This window comes from Candidatus Nanopelagicales bacterium, from assembly GCA_041393815.1.
In the GTDB taxonomy this organism is placed as follows: domain Bacteria; phylum Actinomycetota; class Actinomycetes; order S36-B12; family JAWKJK01; genus JAWKJK01.
The window spans coordinates 83212-102732 of the sequence record JAWKJK010000008.1 but is presented as its reverse complement, the minus strand read 5'-3'; the positions used below and the strand labels follow the sequence as shown (position 1 = coordinate 102732).

19 protein-coding genes and 1 tRNA gene are annotated in these 19521 nt (G+C 73.6%); 12 read left to right on the top strand and 8 right to left on the bottom strand.

Annotated elements, in window-relative coordinates:
- Positions 1–42: 42 nt before the first annotated feature.
- Positions 43–1428 (bottom strand): FAD-linked oxidase C-terminal domain-containing protein, encoded by a 1386-nt coding sequence (locus tag R2737_17650; protein MEZ5118088.1) that lies wholly within the window; start codon positions 1426–1428, stop codon positions 43–45.
- 81 nt (positions 1429–1509) lie between these two features.
- Between R2737_17650 and fdhD the strand changes: the two genes are divergently transcribed.
- The 5 genes from fdhD to R2737_17625 are packed head-to-tail and all read left to right on the top strand — an operon-like array spanning position 1510 to position 7492.
- Complete coding sequence (gene fdhD / locus R2737_17645; protein MEZ5118087.1) at positions 1510–2409, top strand: formate dehydrogenase accessory sulfurtransferase FdhD; 900 nt, start codon at positions 1510–1512, stop codon at positions 2407–2409.
- Between the two features lie 13 nt (positions 2410–2422).
- Positions 2423–2917 (top strand): NAD(P)H-dependent oxidoreductase subunit E, encoded by a 495-nt coding sequence (locus tag R2737_17640; GenBank protein ID MEZ5118086.1) that lies wholly within the window; start codon positions 2423–2425, stop codon positions 2915–2917.
- Positions 2914–4476: an NADH-ubiquinone oxidoreductase-F iron-sulfur binding region domain-containing protein gene (locus R2737_17635; protein ID MEZ5118085.1), complete on the top strand. Its 1563-nt coding sequence runs from the start codon at positions 2914–2916 to the stop codon at positions 4474–4476. Before R2737_17640 ends, R2737_17635 begins: the two co-directional genes overlap by 4 nt.
- Positions 4473–7259, top strand: coding sequence for a formate dehydrogenase subunit alpha (gene fdhF / locus R2737_17630; protein ID MEZ5118084.1), 2787 nt, complete (start codon positions 4473–4475; stop codon positions 7257–7259). The genes R2737_17635 and fdhF overlap by 4 nt, the downstream gene beginning before the upstream one ends.
- A complete protein-coding gene (locus R2737_17625) occupies positions 7256–7492 on the top strand; it encodes a formate dehydrogenase subunit delta (protein MEZ5118083.1) in 237 nt (78 codons plus the stop codon). The genes fdhF and R2737_17625 overlap by 4 nt, the downstream gene beginning before the upstream one ends.
- On the opposite strand, the gene R2737_17620 is transcribed toward R2737_17625, so the two are convergent.
- The 3 genes from R2737_17620 to R2737_17610 all read right to left on the bottom strand — a co-directional run bounded on the left by R2737_17620 (position 7483) and on the right by R2737_17610 (position 10462).
- On the bottom strand, positions 7483–8850 hold the full coding sequence (locus R2737_17620) for a HAMP domain-containing sensor histidine kinase (protein MEZ5118082.1): 1368 nt from the start codon (positions 8848–8850) through the stop codon (positions 7483–7485). The two genes, R2737_17625 and R2737_17620, sit on opposite strands and share 10 nt — an antisense overlap.
- A complete protein-coding gene (locus R2737_17615) occupies positions 8847–9572 on the bottom strand; it encodes a response regulator transcription factor (GenBank protein MEZ5118081.1) in 726 nt (241 codons plus the stop codon). The genes R2737_17620 and R2737_17615 overlap by 4 nt, the downstream gene beginning before the upstream one ends.
- Before the next feature lie 101 nt (positions 9573–9673).
- A complete protein-coding gene (locus tag R2737_17610; GenBank protein MEZ5118080.1) occupies positions 9674–10462 on the bottom strand; it encodes a hypothetical protein in 789 nt (262 codons plus the stop codon).
- Between the two features lie 309 nt (positions 10463–10771).
- On the opposite strand from R2737_17610, the gene R2737_17605 reads away from it, so the two are divergent.
- Both R2737_17605 and R2737_17600 read left to right on the top strand, forming a co-directional pair.
- A complete protein-coding gene (locus R2737_17605) occupies positions 10772–12226 on the top strand; it encodes an aldehyde dehydrogenase family protein (GenBank protein MEZ5118079.1) in 1455 nt (484 codons plus the stop codon).
- 54 nt (positions 12227–12280) lie between these two features.
- A tRNA-Ser gene (locus R2737_17600) sits at positions 12281–12370 on the top strand.
- An 83-nt stretch (positions 12371–12453) separates the two neighbouring features.
- Here the strand turns inward: R2737_17600 and R2737_17595 are convergent.
- The 3 genes from R2737_17595 to R2737_17585 are packed head-to-tail and all read right to left on the bottom strand — an operon-like array spanning position 12454 to position 13708.
- Entirely contained in the window at positions 12454–12864 is a 411-nt protein-coding gene (locus R2737_17595; protein MEZ5118078.1) for a PIN domain-containing protein, read from the bottom strand.
- Complete coding sequence (locus R2737_17590) at positions 12855–12992, bottom strand: hypothetical protein (GenBank protein ID MEZ5118077.1); 138 nt, start codon at positions 12990–12992, stop codon at positions 12855–12857. The genes R2737_17595 and R2737_17590 overlap by 10 nt, the downstream gene beginning before the upstream one ends.
- 53 nt (positions 12993–13045) lie before the next feature.
- A complete protein-coding gene (locus tag R2737_17585) occupies positions 13046–13708 on the bottom strand; it encodes a TetR/AcrR family transcriptional regulator (GenBank protein MEZ5118076.1) in 663 nt (220 codons plus the stop codon).
- 213 nt (positions 13709–13921) lie between these two features.
- Here R2737_17585 and R2737_17580 point away from each other — a divergent pair, with 213 nt between their 5' ends.
- Genes R2737_17580 through R2737_17560 form a run of 5 tightly spaced genes read left to right on the top strand, consistent with a single transcriptional unit; the run spans position 13922 to position 19018 of the window.
- On the top strand, positions 13922–15034 hold the full coding sequence (locus R2737_17580; GenBank protein ID MEZ5118075.1) for a VOC family protein: 1113 nt from the start codon (positions 13922–13924) through the stop codon (positions 15032–15034).
- Positions 15031–15978: a fumarylacetoacetate hydrolase family protein gene (locus tag R2737_17575; GenBank protein MEZ5118074.1), complete on the top strand. Its 948-nt coding sequence runs from the start codon at positions 15031–15033 to the stop codon at positions 15976–15978. The genes R2737_17580 and R2737_17575 overlap by 4 nt, the downstream gene beginning before the upstream one ends.
- Positions 15975–17627, top strand: coding sequence for a bifunctional 3-(3-hydroxy-phenyl)propionate/3-hydroxycinnamic acid hydroxylase (locus R2737_17570; GenBank protein ID MEZ5118073.1), 1653 nt, complete (start codon positions 15975–15977; stop codon positions 17625–17627). Before R2737_17575 ends, R2737_17570 begins: the two co-directional genes overlap by 4 nt.
- Before the next feature lie 52 nt (positions 17628–17679).
- On the top strand, positions 17680–18285 hold the full coding sequence (locus tag R2737_17565) for an XRE family transcriptional regulator (GenBank protein MEZ5118072.1): 606 nt from the start codon (positions 17680–17682) through the stop codon (positions 18283–18285).
- Positions 18278–19018: a phenylalanine--tRNA ligase beta subunit-related protein gene (locus R2737_17560; GenBank protein ID MEZ5118071.1), complete on the top strand. Its 741-nt coding sequence runs from the start codon at positions 18278–18280 to the stop codon at positions 19016–19018. Before R2737_17565 ends, R2737_17560 begins: the two co-directional genes overlap by 8 nt.
- Before the next feature lie 11 nt (positions 19019–19029).
- Here R2737_17560 and R2737_17555 read toward each other — a convergent pair whose 3' ends face one another.
- A complete protein-coding gene (locus R2737_17555) occupies positions 19030–19479 on the bottom strand; it encodes a hypothetical protein (GenBank protein MEZ5118070.1) in 450 nt (149 codons plus the stop codon).
- Positions 19480–19521 lie beyond the last annotated feature (42 nt).

Here is a 19521-nt window from a genome sequence, read left to right as displayed (position 1 = left end):
TGCCGTCCTCTCCGCCGGCCGGGGCCGGATGGAAGTGGGGTCCTACCAGCGGGGCAGGGCCTTGCCGGGATTGAGGATGCCACGCGGGTCGAACGCGGCCTTCACCCGAGCGTGGAGGTCGACCGCGACCGGGTCCAGTTCCTCGGCGAGCGCGCGCCGCTTGAGCAGGCCCACGCCGTGCTCCCCGGTCACCGTCCCGCCGAGCGCCAGGGCGACATCGAGGATCTCGTCGAACGCGCGCAGGGCGCGCGCGGCGGCGTCCTCGTCCCCGCGGGGGACCACCAGGGTGGGGTGCAGGTTTCCGTCGCCCGCGTGGCCGAAGGTGCCCACGACGGTGTCGTGCCGCTGCGCGACGTCGGCGATCCGCCGCACCGCCTCGGCCAGCCGGGACCGGGGGACCGCGACGTCGTCGAGCAGCCAGTCGCCCATCGCCTCCAGCGCCGGGATCGCCAGCCGGCGCGCCCCCAGCAGCAGCTCGGCCTGCTCGGGGTCCTCCGAGCGGTACGTCTCCACCGCTCCGGCCCGCTCGCAGGCGGCCAGGAGCAGGTCGGCCTCCGCGGTGCCCGCGTCACCGGGCAGGTCGGACTGGGCGACCAATAGCGCCTCCGCCGTGGTGTCCAGGCCCATCGGCCGCAGCGCCTCCACCGCGACGAGCGTGGTGCGGTCCATCAGCTCCAGCATGCTGGGGGACGTCGTACGCATCACCGCCTCGACCGCGCGCCCGGCGGCCTCGACGTCGGCGAACACCGCGACCGCCGTCGTGGCCGGCGGTGGCAGCGGGCGCAGCCGCAGCCGCGCCATCGTCACGACGCCGAGCGTGCCCTCGCTGCCGACGAACAGCCCGGCGAGGTCGTACCCCGCGACCCCCTTCACCGAGCGGCGCCCGACCCGGGTCACCCGGCCGTCGGCGAGCACGACCTCCAGGCCCAGCACGGCGTCGCGGGTGACGCCGTACTTCACGCAGCACAGGCCGCCCGCGTTGGTGTTGACGTTGCCGCCGATCGAGCAGAAGTCCTTGCTGGCCGGGTCCGGGGCGTACCAGAGCCCGTGGCCGGCGACGTGGTCGCGCAGGTCCTGGTTGAGCACTCCCGGCTCGGTCTCGACGTAGCCGTCGCCGACCTCGACCGACCGGACGTTGCGCATCCGCTCCAGACAGACGACCAGGGAGCCGTCGACGGCGTTGGATCCGCCCGACAGTCCGGAGCCGGCGCCACGGGGGACCACGGGGACGCGGTGCGCGTACGCGGCACTCAGGACGGCCGACACCTGGTCGACGGTGCGGGGGAAGACGACCGCGAACGGCTCCCCGACCGCCGAGCCGGTCGAGCGGTCCTGCCGGTAGGACGCCATGACGTCGGGGTCGGTGACCACGTCGCCGTCCGCGAGCGCGGCTCCGGCGGCGGCGAGCACGGCGTCCTCGGGGGTCACCGGGCCATGCTCCACCATCCCCGCTCCCGTATCGCGGTCCGGCCGGCGCACCGCGGCGTATGTTGCTGCGGTGCCGAGCCCGTGTCCGTCCCGCTGCGGGAGCCGGCGGTGATCTCGGTCCGGCGCTACCGGGTGCGGCGGTACGGGCCCGACGCCGAGGCCCGCCCCCCGGTCGACGACGTCGCCATCGAGCAGCCGGTGGAGCTGCGGGTCGCCGGTGCGCCGACGACGGTCACGATGCGCACGCCGGGCGACGACATCGACCTCGCGCTGGGCTGGCTGGTGTCCGAGGGCTGCGTCCGGGCTGCGGCCGACGTGCTGTCCGTGCGCGAGCGGGCGATGGGCGAGGACGACGAGCGGGCCGCGTCGGTCGAGGTCACCCTCGCGCCCGGAGTCCCCGCGCCGCTGGCGCGCGCCTACCCGGTGACGAGCGCGTGCGGCGTGTGTGGGTCGGACGCGGCGGACGCGGTGCTGGCCCGCAGCGGCTGGCCGGTGGCCGGCGTGGCGCCCCAGGTGGACCCGGAGGTGCTCGCGACGCTGCCGGAGCGGCTGGCGCGCGACCAGGCGACCTTCGCGCGCACGGGCGGCCTGCACGCCGCCGGGCTGTTCCGGCTCGACGGCGGGGACACCGTCGTCGTGCGCGAGGACGTCGGCCGGCACAACGCGGTGGACAAGGTCGTCGGCGTGGCGCTGAGGGAGGGCCTGCTGCCGGCCGCCGACTGCGCGCTGCAGGTGAGCGGGCGCGCGTCGTTCGAGCTGGTGCAGAAGGCCGTGATGGCCGGGATCCCGGTGCTGGCTGCGGTGTCCGCCCCCTCGTCGCTGGCGGTGGAGCTGGCCCGCTCGGCGGGGCTGACCCTGGTCGGGTTCGTGCGCGACGGGTCGTTCACGGTGTACGCCGGCGAGGAGCGGTTCGCGGACTACCCTGGCCGGGAGGACCGGTCGCCCGCCGGAGGGACGTCGCCCGCCGGAGGCGCGACGTGACCGGAGGACCGTCGTGACCACGCAGCCGCCCGCCGCCGCTCCCGCGGAGGTCGAGGCCGCGGTGCGCTCCTGCGTCGACCGGCACCGGGACGCCGAGGGCCCGCTGCTGCCCGTGCTGCTCGACCTGGTGGCCGCGTACGGCTACCTCCCGGCGGAGTGCGTACCGCTGGTGGCACGGGAGCTGAACGTCTCGCGGGCCGACGTGCACGGGGTGGCGTCGTTCTACCGCGACCTGCGCACCACGCCGCCCGGCCGGACCGTGGTGCGGGTCTGCCGGGCCGAGGCGTGCCAGGCCGTCGGCGCCGACGCCGTGGTGGCCGCTGCCGAGCTGCGCACCGGACTGTCGCTGGGTGAGACCGCGGCGGACGGCAGCGTGACGCTCGACGACGTCTTCTGCCTGGGCAACTGCGCGCTCGGACCGTCCGTCGAGGTCGATGGCGTACTGCACGGCCGGGTCGACCCGGAGCGGATGGCCGAGCTGCTGACGGACTCCGGCGGTGGGTCGTGACGGCGGCCCGGACCGTCCACGTGCCCGCGGACTCGGCGGCGCGGTCAGTGGGCGCCGACGCGGTGGCGGCGGCGGTCGGCGAGGCGCTGGGCAGCGGCCCGGACACCCGGCTGGTGCGCACCGGCAGCCGCGGAGCGCTGTGGCTCGAGCCGCTGGTGGAGGTCTCCGCCCACGGTGGCCCGCGGCACGGCTTCGGCCCGGTCACGGCGGCGGACGTCCCGTCGCTGCTGGCCGCGGGCCTGCTGGACCGGGACCCCGCGGACGTGGCGCACCCGCTCGCGCTCGGGCCGGTCGAGGATCTGGCGTGGCTGCGGGACCAGGCCCGGGTGACCTGCGCCCGCCTCGGGGTGGTGGACCCCCTGTCGACCGAGGACTACGAGGCGCACGGCGGTCTGGCCGGGCTGCGCCAGGCGCTGGCGATGTCGCCGGCCGACGTCGTCGCGGAGGTGACCGCGTCGGGGCTGCGCGGGCGCGGTGGTGCGGGCTTCCCCACCGGCGTGAAGTGGGCGACCGTGGCGCAGGCCGACGGCGCGCGGAAGTACGTGGTGTGCAACGCCGACGAGGGCGACAGCGGCACGTTCGCGGACCGGATGCTGATGGAGGGCGACCCGTTCTCCACGATCGAGGGCATGACGATCGCGGCCTACGCGGTCGGCGCCGCGCGCGGGTACGTGTACGTGCGCTCGGAGTACCCCGACGCGGTCGCCGCGCTGCGCCGGGCCGTGGCCGCCGCGTATGACGCGGGCTGGCTCGGCGCGGACGTGCTGGGCTCCGGGCTGCGCTTCGACCTCGAGGTCCGGGTGGGCGCCGGGTCATACGTGTGCGGCGAGGAGACCTCGATGCTGGAGAGCCTCGAGGGCAGGCGCCCGGTGGTGCGGGCCAAGCCGCCACTGCCCGCGCTGGCCGGCCTGTTCGGCTGCCCGACCGTGGTCAACAACCTCACCACGCTCGCCACCGTGCCCGCCGTCCTGGCATCGGGTGCGGGGGCGTATGCCTCGCTCGGCCTCGGCCGGTCGCGCGGGACCCTGGTGGCCCAGCTCGGCGGCAACGTCGCCCGCGGCGGCCTGGTCGAGGTCCCGTTCGGCGTCCCGCTCGCCGACCTGGTGGACCGGTGGGCCGGCGGCACCAGAAGCGGGCGCCCGGTCCGCGCGGTCCAGGTGGGTGGCCCGCTCGGCTCCTACCTGCCCGCCGACCGGCTCGAGGTTCCCGCCGACTACGAGGCGCTGGCCGAGGCCGGCGGCCTGCTCGGGCACGGCGGTGTCGTCGTGTTCGACGACACCGTGGACATGGCCCGCCAGGCGCGCTTCGCGATGGAGTTCTGCGCGGAGGAGTCCTGCGGGAAGTGCACGCCCTGCCGGGTCGGCTCCGTGCGCGGCGTCGAGGTCATCGACCGGATCGTAGCGGGCACGGACCGGGACGCGAACCTCGCGCTGCTGGACGACCTGCTGGTGACGATGACCGACGGGTCGCTGTGCGCCATGGGCGGGCTCACCCCGCTGCCCGTGCGCAGCGCCCTCACCTGGTGGCCGGAGGACTTCACCCCGGAGGTGCGCCCGTGACCGTGCTCCACGAGCCCGACCGCGGCACTCCCGCGGTGCAGTCGGACGTCGACGTCACCGTGACCGTCGACGGCGCTTCTGTCACGGTCCCTGCGGGCACGTCGGTGATGCGGGCGGCGTCGCTGGCCGGCCACGACGTGCCGAAGCTGTGCGCCACCGACCGGCTGGACGCCTTCGGGTCGTGCCGGCTGTGCCTGGTGGAGATCGACGGGGTGAAGGGGACGCCGGCGTCCTGCACGACGCCGTGCTCCGACGGCATGGTCGTGCGCACGGAGACGGAGCGGCTGGAACGGTTGCGCCGCAACGTGATGGAGCTCTACATCTCCGACCACCCGCTGGACTGCCTCACCTGCCCGGCCAACGGCGACTGCGAGCTGCAGGACATGGCCGGCGTCGTCGGGCTGCGCGAGGTGCGCTACGGCTACGACGGGGAGAACCACCTCGACCTGCCGACCGACTCGTCCAACCCCTACTTCGACTTCGACGCCAGCAAGTGCATCGTCTGCTCGCGCTGCGTGCGGGCCTGCAGCGAGGTGCAGGGGACGTTCGCGCTGACCATCGAGGGCCGCGGCTTCGGGTCGAAGGTCGCTGCGGGTGCGGGGGAGTCGTTCTTCGACTCCGAATGCGTGTCCTGCGGCGCATGCGTGCAGGCCTGTCCCACCGCGACGCTGGAGGAGCGCAGCGTGGTGGACCTCGGCCTGCCCACGCGCACGGTGCGCACGACCTGCGCCTACTGCGGCGTCGGCTGCTCCTTCGACGCCGAGCTGCGCGGCGACACCGTGGTCCGGATGGTGCCGGCCAGGGACGGCGGTGCGAACGAGGGTCACTCCTGTGTCAAGGGCCGCTTCGCGTGGGGCTACGCCACCCACCGCGACCGGGTGCTGAGCCCCATGGTCCGCGAGTCGATCGCCGACCCGTGGCGCGAGGTGACGTGGGACGAGGCGATCACGTACGTCGCGAACCGCCTGCGCGACATCCAGTCCCGGCACGGCGTCGGCTCCGTCGGGGGCGTCACGTCCTCGCGCTGCACCAACGAGGAGGTGTACGTCGTCCAGAAGATGGTGCGGGCGGCGTTCGGCAACAACAACGTCGACACCTGCGCCCGGGTCTGCCACTCGCCGACCGGGTACGGGCTCAAGCAGACCTTCGGGACGTCGGCCGGCACCCAGGACTTCCGTTCCGTCGAGAAGGCCGACGTCATCGTCGTCATCGGTGCCAATCCGACCGAGGCGCACCCGGTCTTCGCGTCCCGGCTGAAGAAGCGGCTGCGAGAGGGTGCGCAGCTGATCGTCATCGACCCCCGCCGGATCGACTTGGTCCGTTCGCCGCACGTGCAGGCCGCCCACCACCTGGCGCTGGCGCCGGGCACCAACGTGGCGGTGCTCAACGCGCTGGCGCACACCATCGTCACCGAGGGCCTGGTAGACGAGGAGTTCGTCGCCTCGCGCTGCGAGGGCGGCGCGGAGTGGGCAGCGTTCATCGCGCGCCCGGAGAACAGCCCCGAGGCGCTCGCCGACGTCAGCGGCGTCCCGGCCGACGAGGTGCGCGCGGCAGCGCGGCTCTACGCGTCCGCGCCGAACGCCGCCATCTACTACGGCCTCGGCGTCACCGAGCACAGCCAGGGCTCCACCACGGTGATGGCGATCGCGAACCTGGCGATGGCCACGGGCAACATCGGCCGCCAGGGCGTCGGAGTGAACCCGCTGCGCGGGCAGAACAACGTGCAGGGCTCCTGCGACATGGGCTCGTTCCCGCACGAGCTGCCCGGCTACCGGCATGTCTCCGACCCAGAGGTGCGCGGGATCTACGAGCGGCTGTGGGGCGTGCAGATCCAGCCCGAGCCGGGGCTGCGGATCCCGAACATGTTCGACGCCGCCATCGACGGGACGTTCAAGGCGATGTTCATCCAGGGCGAGGACTTCATGCAGTCCGACCCCAACACCGCGCACGTCGCCGCCGCCCTCGCCGCGATGGAGCTCGTCGTCGTGGAAGACCTGTTCCTCAACGAGACGTCGGCGTTCGCGCACGTGTTCCTGCCGGGGACGTCGTTCCTGGAGAAGGAGGGCACGTTCACCAACGCCGAGCGGCGCATCAACCGGGTGCGCCCGGTGATGCCGCCCCGCACCGGCAAGCACGAGTGGCAGATCGCCTGCGAGGTCGCCACCGCGATGGGCTTCCCGATGGACTACGGGCACCCGTCGGAGATCATGGCCGAGATCGCAGCCACCACACCGACTTTCGCGGGCGTCTCATTCGACCTGCTGGACCGGGTCGGCAGCGTGCAGTGGCCGTGCACGGGCACGGCCGAGCTCGGGACGCCGGTCATGCATGTCGACGCCTTCGTCCGCGGGCTCGGCCGGCTGATCCCCACGCCGTACGTCCCCACCAACGAGCGGTCGACCCGCCGGTTCCCGCTGCTGCTGACCACCGGCCGGATCCTCACCCAGTACAACGTGGGCGCCCAGACGCGCCGTACGGAGAACGTGCGCTGGCACGACGAGGACGTGCTGGAGATCCACCCGCACGACGCGGAGGACCGGGGCATCGCGGACGGAGACGAGGTCGTGCTGGCCAGCCGGATGGGTGAGACGACACTGCGGGCGGACATCACCGAGCGGGTCCCTGCCGGCGTGGTCTACACGACCTTCCACCACCCCGAGTCCGGCGCCAACGTGGTGACGACCGAGTACTCCGACTGGGCCACCAACTGCCCGGAGTACAAGGTGACCGCCGTCCAGGTCCGGCTGAAGCACTCCGTCCCCGTTGGGGTGGGTGGATCATGACCGACCCGCGCCCGCCGGAGGTCCGGATGGCCGAGGACATCGCTTCGCAGTTCCGGCACCTGCCCGACGACGACGCCGTCGCTTCCGTGCTGAACCACGTGACGATGTTCTGGGACCCGCGGATGCGTGCCCGGCTGGTCTCCCTGGTGGCGTCGGCGCCCGGACCGATCGACCCCGTGGTGGTGCGTGTTGCTGACGCCCTGGCCGTGCGGGGGGCGCCCGCTCAGGCCTGAGCCGTGGAAGGCGTTGCGGGCAGCCGCATTCCGAGGACGGCGCCGCCGCCGTCGCGGTCGTCGACGAACACGGTCCCGCCGTGCGCGACCGCGATCTCGCGGACGATGGCCAGGCCGAGGCCGGAGCCGGGCTTCCCGCGTACGTCGTCCGCGCGGTAGAAGCGGTCGAAGACGCGGTCGCGGTCCTGCGGCGCGACACCCGGGCCGCGGTCGGCGACCCACACGGTGCCCTCGTGCACCCCGATCTCGATCGGGGCGCCCGAGCCATCGAACTTTGCGGCGTTGTCCACCAGGTTCCACAGCGCGCGCTCCAGCGCGGCGGCGCTGCCGACCACGGTGCTGGCATCCGCGGTGACGGTCACCTCGCGACCGCTCCGGCGACGCGCCCGCTCGGCCACCCGATGCGCGACCGCGGCCAGGTCGACCGGTTCGGCGTCGGCCTGGGCCGGGGCCTCGATGGCCAGGTCGACGATCTCGTCGACCAGGTGGGTCAGTTCGCGGGTCTCCCCCTGCAGGTCGGCGAGCACGTGCGACCGGGTGGCTGGGTCGAGGTCCTCGAAGCTGCCCAGCAGGCTGATGTTGGTGCGCAGCGACGTCAGCGGGGTGCGCAGCTCGTGCGCGGCGTCCTGCACCAGCCGCTGCTGGTCCTCGCGGCTCGCCGCCAGCCGGGCCAGCATGGCGTCGAACTCACCCCCGAGGCGGGCCACCTCGTCCGCGCCTTCCCGGGGGACGTCGACGTCGAGCCGGCCGGTGCTGCCGACCTCCTCCACGGCGGCGGTCAGACGCACCAGGCGGCCGGTGATGCGCCGGGCGACGTACCAGCCGACGGCGGCCGCGGCCAGCACGACCAGCAGTCCGACGGCGGCCAGTGCCGTGGCCATGGTGGTGAGCAGCCGGTCGGTCTCGCTGCGGTCGCTGGCCACCTGGACGGCGCCGCGCCCGTCGCCCAGGGACTGGGTGACCATCCGGTACGCGGTCCCGTCGATGACGACGTCACGCGTCTGGATGCTCCGGGTCCCGGACCGGGCGAGGGCGAGGTCGGACTCGTCCACGGGCAGGTCGACCGTCGCGTTGGGTGCGGCGACGGCTCGGCCGTCACCGGTCAGCACCTGCGTCGGCAGGTCGTCGTCACCGGGCAGGCGCAGCGGGTCCCGGCCCGGGTCGAACCGGTCCGGTTCCCCCGGCGGGGGCTGCCGGATCAGCGCGCCGGCCACCAGGTCCGCCTGCTGCTGCAGGCTTCGGTCGATCTCGGCGTTGAGCCGGTTCGCGGTGGCCAGGTAGGCCAGCGTGCCGACGGCGATCGCGACGCCCAGCGCCACCAGGGCGAAGGCGACGGCCAGCTTGGTCCGCAGGCTCACGCGCGTTCCGGTCGGATGGTGTAGCCGACGCCGCGGACGGTCCGGATGAACGAGTCGGCCGGGCGGTCCAGCTTGCGGCGCAGGTAGGAGATGTAGACGGCCAAGTTCTTGGAGTCCGGCCCGAAGTCGTAGCCCCAGATGCGGTCGTAGATCGTGCCGTGCTCCAGCACGATGCCGGCGTTCTCCATCAGCAGCTCGAGCAGGTCGAACTCGGTCTTGCTCAGGGTGATCTCGTCGGGCCCGTTCCACACCCGTCGTGCGGCCGGGTCCAGGCGTACGTCCCCCACCTGCAGCACCGCGGTGGGGGCGGCGCCGCCGTCGTTGGTGCCGGCACGGCGTAGTAGCGCGCGCAGCCGGGCCAGCAGTTCGTCCAGCTCGAACGGCTTGGCCAGGTAGTCGTCGGCGCCGGCGTCGAGGCCGGCGACCCGGTCGGCGGTCTCGACCCGCGCGGTGAGCATGAGGATCGGGGTGAGGTCGCCCTCGGTGCGCAGGACGCGGCAGACGGCGAGGCCGTCGATGCCGGGCATCATCACGTCGAGCACCAGCACATCGACAGGGGCGCCGTGCACGGTGGCCAGCGCCTCCACGCCGTCGACGCAGGTGACGACGTCGTAGCCGTGCAGCCGCAGCGCCGTGGCCAGCGAGTCGCGGATGGCCCGGTCGTCGTCAGCGACGAGGACGCGGGCCACGGCGGCAGTATCGCCGACGGACGGACTGCTCATGGGCACCTCGGTCGGGTGTCCGCCCGCGGGGCACCTGGGGGGAGGGTGCCCCGCGGACGTCCGGGGAGGGGTGGATCAGACGGATCAGGCGGATCGGCGGATCAGGCGGTCAGGCTCGCGGTCGTGCTCGTGTCGCTCGTGGTCCCGCCGGTGGTGGCGTCGGGGGTGGTGCCGTCGGGCAGCGTCCCGTCGGGCAGCGTTCCGCCCGGGCCGTGGTGGCCGCCGGGGCCCCTGCCGTCACCGGGCGCCGGCATCTCCTCGACTCCGGTCACCTGGAAGTCGGCGTCGACCTTGACGACGACGTGGGTGCCGTCGGCCTTGATGGCGTGCGCCTCGTACACGCCGTCGGAGTCGGTCTCGACGCGCTCGATGGTGGCGTTGGGCAGTTCGGCCTGCGCGGCGGCGGTGACCTTGTCGGCCGTGTCACCCTCGAGCAGGGTCTCGCCCGGTCCGGGCCCGCCCGGACCCATGCCGGGGCCGCGACCCTCGCCGGGTGCGGGCATCTCGACGACGGCGGTGACCTGGAAGTTCTCGTCGATCTGGACGATCACGTGGGTGCCGTCGGCCTTGATGGCGTGCGCCTCGTACACGCCGTCGGAGTCGGTCTCGACGCGCTCGATGGTGGCGTTGGGCAGCTCGGCCTGGGCGGCGGCGGTGACCTTGTCGGCCGTCTCGCCGGTGAGGGCCTCCTCGCCCATGCCGGGCCCGCCGGGCCGGCCGGTACCGTCCTGTCCGTCGGCGGCCCAGCCGGGGGTGCCCGACTCGCCGGCGGACCCGCTGCTGCTGGCATTCGGGGTGACCGTGTCGTCCGCGTTGGCGATGCCGAGGCCGCCCACCGCCAGCGCGGCGGCGGCGACGCCGATGGCGACTCCGGTGACGATCTTGCTCATGGTGCGCTCCTTCCGTGGGGGGTCGGTTCCCTGTGCTGAGACCACGGTGCGCGCCGCGTGCATGCGTCCGGTGTGCCCGAGGTGAGAGGCGGGTGTGAGCCGCCGGCGCCGTCGTTCGGCGCGCCCAACCCCCGACATCTCCGCGCGCTCCCGGCGCCTCCGAGCCACAGATGTGAGCCGACTGGCTGCTACCCGGCCTCCCGGACCCCGGGTAGCGACCGTTCGGCTCACCTCTGTGATCCATTCCCGACGGCCCCGGCGCGGCGAGGCGCTTGGATTGGCACGCGGGCGACGGTGCGAGGGAACGAGGTGGCGTCAGTGGTCGAGCAGCGCAGGAACCTCATCGGCGGGGCGTGGGTCGGGGGCGCCGGCGAGAACGTCGACGTGAACCCGTCGGACACCTCCGACGTGGTGGGCGTGTACGCCCTCGCCGACGCCGAGCAGGCCCGGACGGCAGTGGCCGCCGCCGCCGAGGCGGCGCCCGGCTGGGCCGCCACGACCGGGTTGCAGCGCTTCGAGATCCTCGACCGGGCCGCGGACGAGGTGCTGCGGCGGCGCGACGAGCTCGGCGACCTGCTCGCCCGCGAGGAGGGCAAGACCCTGCCCGAGGCGGTCGGCGAGGTGGTGCGGGCCGGGCACATCCTGAAGTTCCAGGCCGGCCAGGCGCTGCGCGGCGGCGGGGAGCTGGTCGACTCGGTGCGGCCGGGCATCGAGGTGATGGTCACCCGCGAGCCGCTGGGCGTGGTCACCGTCATCACGCCGTGGAACTTCCCGATCGCGATCCCCGCCTGGAAGATCGCGCCTGCCCTGGCGTACGGCAACACGGTGGTCTTCAAGCCGGCGGAACTGGTGCCGGCCAGCGCGTGGGAGCTGGTCGACATCCTGCACCGCGCCGGCCTGCCCCACGGGGTGCTCAACCTGGTGATGGGCCGCGGCCGGGAGATCGGCGACGTGCTCACCGGCAGCCCGGAGGTCTCCGGCATCACGTTCACCGGGTCGGTCGTCACCGGCGAGCGGGTGCTGCGCACGGCCCAGGAGCACCGCGCGAGGGTGCAGCTGGAGATGGGCGGCAAGAACCCGCTCGTCGTCGTCGACGACGCGGACCTCGACGTGGCCGTCGAGTGCGCGATGCAGGGGTCGTTCGGCTCGACCGGCCAGCGCTGCACCGCGTCGTCGCGGCTGATCGTCACCGACGGCATCCACGACCGGTTCGTGGCCGCCATGTCGGAGCGGATGCGGCAGTGGGTGGTCGACGACGCCCGCAAGGCCGGCACGCAGATGGGACCGGTGGTGGACCCGTCGCAGCTCGGGCAGGACGAGCACTACCTGGACGTGGCACGGACCGAGGGCGCTGAGCTCATCGGCGGCGAGCGGCTGGCCCGCGGCACCGACGGCCACTACCTGTCGCCGGCGCTGCTGGTCGGGACGGCCAACGACCACACCGTCAACCGCGAGGAGGTGTTCGGCCCGGTGGCCGCGATCATCCGGGTCGCGGACTACGAGGAGGCGCTCGCCACCGCCAACGACACGGTGTACGGGCTCACGTCCGGCATCGTCACCACGTCGCTGGCGCGGGCGACCGACTTCCGCCGCCGCTCCACCGCCGGGATGGTCATGGTGAACCTGCCGACCGCGGGCGTGGACTTCCACGTGCCGTTCGGCGGCCGGCACGGATCGTCGTACGGACCGCGCGAGCAGGGCGAGTACGCACGGGAGTTCTTCACCACGGTGAAGACGTCGTACGTCGCCGCCGGGGCGCCGTAGCTGGCCTCGAGCACGATTTCGGGACCGCCGCGGGCCTCTTGTACCCTCTCCGGCGGTGGCGTGTCCGAGCGGCCAAAGGAGCACGCCTCGAAAGCGTGTGTGGGGGCAACTCCACCGTGGGTTCGAATCCCACCGCCACCGCCAGCCAGCCAGCCAGTCAGCCAGCCAGTCACTGACACCGGGCCCGACCCCTCGACAGGGTCGGGCCCGGTGCGTTCGCCCCGGGCTCAGGCCCGAAGGTGTTCGGTCGGTTGGCCGGTGACGCCGGCGATCAGGTCGAAGTCCTTGTCCAGGTGCAGGACGGTCAGTCCCGCCAGCTCGGCGGCGGCCGCGACGAGGACGTCGGGGATCGACGGGGCCCGGTGCCGCCCCTGCGCGGCGAGGAGCAGCTGAACCTCCACCGCTCGATCCTCGATGGCGGGGGTCAGGTGCTGCACCGGCATCGACGACACGGGCGGTCCGTGCACGAGGGCGCGGGCGTCCGCGGCGGTCCGCGCGGAGTAGCCGACCTCGAGCCGCGTGACTGAGGTGATCTGAACGAGCCCCCGCTGGATCCGCTCCGCCCACTGTGACGCGTCCGGGCTCGCCCCGAGACGGACCAGCGCCGACTTGTCGACGAGCCACTCGGTCACTGCCACGCGCTGTCCATCACCTGCGGGTCGGACAGGTCGCCGGCCCGGTCGGCGAACGCGCGCAGGTCGGCCTCGGACACCGCGTCCCCCGTGACCGCCGCGTCCGCGGCCAGCCTGCGGCGGATGTACTCCACCCGCGACAGCCCCAGCCGCGCCGCGCGTGCGTCGACGCCGGTCCTCGAGGAGGTCAGCCGCCGACCCGTGCGGTCGTGGCGAGCTCGGGCAGCGGTCGGCGCGCGACGGACCGGGCCCCCTTCGCGGTCATGCCGAGCATCCGCAGCAGCTGCTCGGCGAGCTCGTCGGCATCGTCGTCGTCCAGGGTCTCCGGCGACGTGAGGCGGACCGAGATGAAGGTGAGCACACTGCCCGCGGTGCTCAGCATCGCGAGCACCGGGTTCTCCACGTGGAAGCGACCGGCCGCGATGCCGCCCTCGATGTCGCGCAGTGCGCGGGGCGCCAGGCCTTGCTCCGAGGTCAGGTACGCGTTCCCCGAGACCGTGAGGATCTGCGCGACAGCGGGTTCGCTGGTGGCCAGCCGGGCCGTCATGCGAACGCCGATCGCGTAGCGCTCGGCCCAGTCCGCGACTCCCTCGCAGGCGGCGTCGAGCTGCTCGCCGTACCGGTCGAGGACCTCGCCGACGGCGGTCTGGAGCAGCTCGGCCTTGGTCTCGAAGTGGTTGTAGAACGAGCCGAAACCGACGTCCGCCTCGTCGGTGATCTCCTGGATGCTGATGTCGTCCGTGCGTCGGCGCGCGAGCAGCCGCGCGGCCGCGTCGATGAGCGCCCGCCTGGTCCGCGCCTTCCGGCGGTCCAGCCGGGTGGGGGACGTGTCGGTGGAGGCCGGGGGCATGGCCGCAGGCTACCCGATCCTGATCGCATCATCATGACTGAGATGTCATCAGCCATGCCCGCGCGCCGGCGCGTGGCCGCCCGGTTCTGATATCTGCATCAGAAACGATGAAGGCCTTGACGACTGCCTCATCATTCCTGATACTTCCATCACATTCGGGCGGACGAGGACAAGGGAGCGCTCATGTGGATGGCTGAGGTCGCGGAAGGCTCAGTGACCCCGCACACCGGACTGCACGTCGATGCGGGGGCGCGGCCGGGCGAGCACCCCGGCCGGTCGCGGAACCCGTTGATCAAGGTGACCGGGCTGACCTGGCTGGAGTTCGAGAAGCCGGACCTCGACCGGGCGCAGCAGTTCGCCCGCGACTTCGGCTTCGCGGTGCACCACCGAGACGACGACTCGCTGTACCTGCGCGGTACTCGGGCCGGCTCGGCCTGCGTCGTCGTGCGCAAGGCCCCGCGCAGCCGCTTCACCGGGTTCGCGCTGCAGGCGGCCGACGCCGTGGACCTCCACCGGGTCGCAGCCGCGCACGACCGTGCCGTCGAGGTGGCGCCGGAGCCGCTCGGCGGGTCCGCCGTCACGCTCACCGACCCCAGCGGCGTCACGGTTCGCGTGGTGCACGGCGCCGACGAGCTCCCCGAGTTCCCGGGCCAGGCCACCCAGACGCTGAACGTCGGCGGGGTCGCCCCGCGCAGCAACCGGACGCAGCGGCCCGCCCGCGAGCCTGCACGGGTCGAACGGCTGGGCCACCTGGCCATGGCGTCGCGGGTCTTCGCCCGCCAGCTCGACTGGTACCTGGACAACTTCGGGCTCATCGTGAGTGACTTCCAGTTCCTCGACGGCCAGCGGGACCGGGGGCCGGTGTTCGCGTTCATCCGCTGCGACCGTGGCTCGGAGCCGACCGACCACCACACCCTCGCGATGCTGCTGGCACCCGAGGCGGGCTACGCACACTCGGCGTACGAGGTGGCCGACCTCGACGCGCTCGCGGCCGGCGGCGAGTACCTGCGCGAGCAGGGCTGGACCCGTTCGTGGGGCATCGGGCGGCACATCCAGGGGTCCCAGATCTTCGACTACTGGCGCGACAACGACCGCTTCCTGGTGGAGCACTACACCGACGGGGACGTCTTCGACAGCAGCCTCGAACCGGGGTGGTCACCCCTGCGGGCGAGCGGCCTGGCCCAGTGGGGTCCGCCCGCCACGCCGGATTTCCTGGGGAACAAGCCGCGCCCCGCGCTGGCCCGGGCCGCGCTGGAGGCACTGCGGGAGGACAACGAGTTCGACTTGTCCCGGCTGAAGGGCCTGATGAAGGCGATGAGCCGATGAGCGTCAACGTGGTCCGGTCCGACGGAGCCTGGTTCGTGGACCGCGACGGGGCGGCCGTCCCGATCCCGACGTCGGCGGCGACCACCGCCGAGCTGCTCGCCGACCGGGACGCAGTGGCGACGGCCGTGGCCGCCGGCATCCCCGCGGACGCACCGCGGGTCGCCGACCTCCTGCTGGAGTCCCCGGTGACCACGCCGTGCCGGGTGGTCGCGCAGGCGGTCAACTACCGGTCGCACGCGAAGGAGTCGGGTTTCGATCCGGGAGCGGTCCCCCCGGTGTTCTTCCGCAAGTCGTCGAGCTCGGTCACCGGTCCCACCGGCCGTATCGTCACGCCGCCGCACGTCCGCCTGCTCGACTACGAGATCGAGCTCGGGCTCGTCATGGGTGCGCCGGTCCCGCTGGGAACCACGGTGGAGGCCGACCGGCTGGGCGACTACGTCGCCGGCCTGGTCGTCACCAACGACGTCTCCGCGCGCGACGTGCAGCTGCCGAAGACCCAGTTCTACGAGGGCAAGAGCTACCCGACGTTCACCCCCGTCGGACCCCGGCTGGTGCTCGTCGACGCTGACGAGCTGCGCCGGCTGGTCGACCTGCGGCTGCAGCTGTGGGTGAACGGCATACTCCGGCAGGACCGCACGGTCGCCGACATGATCCACGAGCCGGCGTACGCCCTTACCGCGCTCGCGCGGTTCCAGCCGCTCGAACCCGGTGACCTGCTGCTGACCGGGACTCCCGGGGGGACCGCGCTCCAGGCACCCCCTCACGTCGTCGAGCTGATCGCCGCCTTCCTGCCCACGGCCACGAAGTGGCGGCTGTTCTTCGACCGGCAGGCGAACGTGCCGGAGTACCTGCGCGACGGCGACCTGGTGACGGCCCGGATCGCCACGGGCGACGGCAGTCTCGACCTCGGCACGCTGGCCAACGTCGTGGCGGCCGCGTCATGAGCCGCCATGCCGACGACCTCGTCGTCCCCGTCCTGATCGCCGGCGCCGGTCCGACCGGTGTCGTCTCGGCCACCATGCTGGCCCGGCGGGGGATCGGCTCGCTCGTGGTCGACCGGTACGCCGACGTCTACCCCCTGCCGCGGGCGGTCCACCTCGACGACGAGATCTACCGGGTGCTGCAGTCGATCGGCGTCGCGGAGGAGTTCTCGGCCATCACGGAACCGCGGCTCGGGCTGCGCATCGTGGACTGGGGAATGCGGGTCATCGCGCAGTTCGACCGGACCCGGAGGGTCGGGGACCACGGCTGGCCGCAGGCGAACTTCTTCGACCAGCCGGAGCTGGAGCGGGTGCTGCGGGCGAACCTCGCCCGCTACCCCGACGCACGGCTGCGCGGCCGGTGCGAGCTGGTCGAGCTCGAGCAGGGCGTGGCCGACGGCCCGGCACCGGTGCGCGCGGTCCTCCGGGACCTCGACACCGACGAGCGCAGCACGGTCTGGGCCCACGCCGTGCTCGGGTGCGACGGGGCCAACAGCACGGTCCGCGCGCTGATCGGCGCCACGCTGCTGGACCTCGGGTTCGAGGAGCGGTGGGTGGTCGTCGACGTGCGCTCCCCGCAGGAGCTGGACGTGTGGGACGGCGCGTACCAGGTGGCGGACAGCCATCGGGCGGGCACGTTCATGCGGGTGCTCCCGGGCCGCTACCGGTGGGAGTTCCAGCTGGTGGGGGACGAGCGACCGGAGGACCTGCTCGCGCCCGAACGCCTGGCCGGGCTCGTCCGGCCGTGGACCCAGGACGTGCCCTTTGACTCGCTGGAGGTGGTGCGTTCCGCGGAGTACACGTTCAAGGCTCGGATCGCGGACCGCTGGCAGGACCGCCGGGTGTTCCTGCTCGGGGACGCGGCACACCTCACCCCGCCGTTCATCGGGCAGGGCCTCTGCGCGGCGATGCGCGATGCCGCCAACCTGACCTGGAAGCTGGCGTCGGTGCTCCAGGGCGTGGCGCCGGAGTCGCTGCTCGCGACCTATCAGGCGGAGCGCCAGCGACCGGCGAAGGCACTCATCGCCAAGGCGAAGATGGTCGGCACCGTGATGAGCGGCGGCAACGGCGCGACCGCGCCGGTGCGGAAGCGAGCCCTCTCGCTGGTCAGCCGGATCCCCGGGATCGGGGTGAAGGTGCTCGACGCCCCGCCTCCCCCGCTCCCGGCAGGGCCGCTCGTCGTGCGTCCGCGCGGAACCTCGCTGCCCGGCACCCTCGTGCCGCAGCCCTGGGTCCTCGTGGACGGGCGGCGGGTCCGGCTCGACGCCGTGCTGGGCGACGGGTACGCCGTGCTCACCACCCGGTCCCCCGAGCCGTCGGTCCGGGCTGCGGCCGCGCGTCTGGGTGCACCCGTCGTCCTCGTGACGGCGGTACCGGTCGCCGCGGCAGCGGTGGCGGGCATCGACCTGTCCGCGTGCGACGAGGACGGGGTGCTGCTGTCCTGGCTGGCATCGGCCCGGGCCACCGCCGTGGTCGTGCGTCCGGACCGTGTCGTGCTCGCCCAGACCCGGCCGGGGCAGCGCGAACTGGACCCGGGGTTCCTGGGTCCCGAGGCCGTCCCGGTCCCCGCGGGGCGTCAGCGGGAGGCGGTGGGCGCCACGCGGGCCGGGTAACGTCGCCGGGGCTCCCGGCTGGACTGCACTACAGGTGCACTATCGTGCACCCGTGGACCAGGAGACCGCCGCCCTCGCGTCGGCCATCGGGCTGCGGGTCCGGCAGGAGCGGCAGGGGCGCGGCTGGACCCTGGACCGGCTTGCCGAGGCCGCGGACGTCAGCCGACGCATGGTGATCAACGTCGAGCAGGGCGCGGTGAACCCCAGCGTGGGCACGCTGTTGCGGATCAGTGACGCCCTCGGCGTGGGCCTGCCGGCGCTGGTCGAACCGCCCGCGCCCCAGTTGTTGAGGGTCGTCCGGCGCGGCGAGGGCGCGACGCTGTGGACCGGGGACGCCGGGGGACGAGGGGTACTGGTCGCGGGCGTCCAGACGCCGGACGCGGTGGAGCTGTGGGACTGGTCCCTGGGCCCCGGCGACCGGCACGAGAGCGAACCGCACCGCGAGGGCACCCAGGAGCTGGTGCACGTGCACAAGGGCTCGGTCACGGTGGAGGTCGACGGGCAGTCGGTGACGCTGGGCCCCGGCGACGCGCTGGCGTTCCGCGGGGACGTGCCCCACGCGTATGCGGCGGCGAAGGCGCGAGCGGCGAGCTTCTCACTGGCCGTGTACGAGCCGGGCGCGCGTCCGGGACCGAGGCCGGAGCCGACCGATGGCTGAGTCGAGGGACTGGCAAGGCCTCCTCGACGGTGCCTCCGTCGACGGGGCGGTGGGCGCGCTGCGCCCGGACTACCGCGCGCTGCTGCTGGTCGTCGCGGGGATCGAGCCGGGCCCCGGAGACGCCGCGAGTGAGACCCTCCTCCGGGCAGCGGAGGCCAGCGCGCGCGCGGCCGTGGCGAACACCGCCGCGGAGGAGCTGCCGGAGGTCGCGGCCTGGCGCGAGGCCTACCGCGCGTTCGGCGCCAAGCCGCAGCGGACCCGCAACAGCCTGGAGGCGCTGCTGCGCCGCGCCGGTGACGGATTGCCCCGGGTCAACCGGCTCACCGACATCTACAACGCGATCTGCGTGCTGCACCGCATCCCGGTGGGCGGGGAGGACGCGACCCGGTACTCCGGCCCGCCCCGCCTGCTGCGCGCCACCGGGTCCGAGCCCTTCGACACCGTGGCCGGTGGCGAGCACGTCGTCGAGCACCCCGACCCCGGCGAGGTCGCGTGGTGCGACGACGCCGGCGTCACCTGCCGGCGGTGGAACTGGCGCCAGGCCCGCCGTACGCAGCTGCGCGACGACACCACCGCGGCGCTGTTCATCCTCGACGCCCTCGAGCCTGTGACCGACGAGGCGCTCGATGCGGCGGGGGACGACCTCGTGTCACATCTCGTCGCGCTGGGCCCCGACGTCGTGGTGCACCGACGGCTGGTCGTCCCGGACACCCCCGCGGGCGGTGGGGCGTGAACGCCGTCGCCTCACCCCGCCGGTCGACCGGACCCGGCGGGAGCGCGCAGCAGCACGCGGACCCCCGCCCTGGCCAGCATGAGGGTGATGACCAGGGTCGTCACCGACCAGAACCCGCCCAGGCTCACGCGGTCGCCGAAGACCAGAGCCACCGCCTCGAGCACCAGGAACTTGCTCGCCACCAGCAGCAGCCACAGCAGCAGGGCCGCGACCACGCGGCCGCGGGTCGTGCTGGCGGCCCGGAACCGCGCGGCCACCTTCTTCTTGACCACCAGCACCAGTTCGAGGACCACCTTCAGCAGCACCGCGGTGAGCAGCGACAGGGTGAAGGTCTCGCTGATGACCTGAGGCAGGTACTCCACGTACAGGTTCAGGACGACGACGTACACGGACAGGTCGACGACGGTCGCCGCCAGCCGCGGATCCACCGAGCGGGGCACTCGCACCGGCGCGTCGGTCACGCGGGCACTGTAGGGGAGCGCCGCCTGCCGGCGGGCGCGGTC

Excerpts from the sequence above, each read along its gene's own strand:
- R2737_17625 (MEZ5118083.1), top strand. The coding sequence starts at position 7,256 with ATGACCGACCCGCGCCCGCCGGAGGTCCGGATGGCCGAGGACATCGCT.
- R2737_17615 (MEZ5118081.1), bottom strand. The coding sequence starts at position 9,572 with ATGAGCAGTCCGTCCGTCGGCGATACTGCCGCCGTGGCCCGCGTCCTC.
- R2737_17610 (MEZ5118080.1), bottom strand. The coding sequence starts at position 10,462 with ATGAGCAAGATCGTCACCGGAGTCGCCATCGGCGTCGCCGCCGCCGCG.
- R2737_17585 (MEZ5118076.1), bottom strand. The coding sequence starts at position 13,708 with ATGCCCCCGGCCTCCACCGACACGTCCCCCACCCGGCTGGACCGCCGG.
- R2737_17575 (MEZ5118074.1), top strand. The coding sequence starts at position 15,031 with ATGAGCGTCAACGTGGTCCGGTCCGACGGAGCCTGGTTCGTGGACCGC.
- R2737_17570 (MEZ5118073.1), top strand. The coding sequence starts at position 15,975 with ATGAGCCGCCATGCCGACGACCTCGTCGTCCCCGTCCTGATCGCCGGC.
- R2737_17560 (MEZ5118071.1), top strand. The coding sequence starts at position 18,278 with ATGGCTGAGTCGAGGGACTGGCAAGGCCTCCTCGACGGTGCCTCCGTC.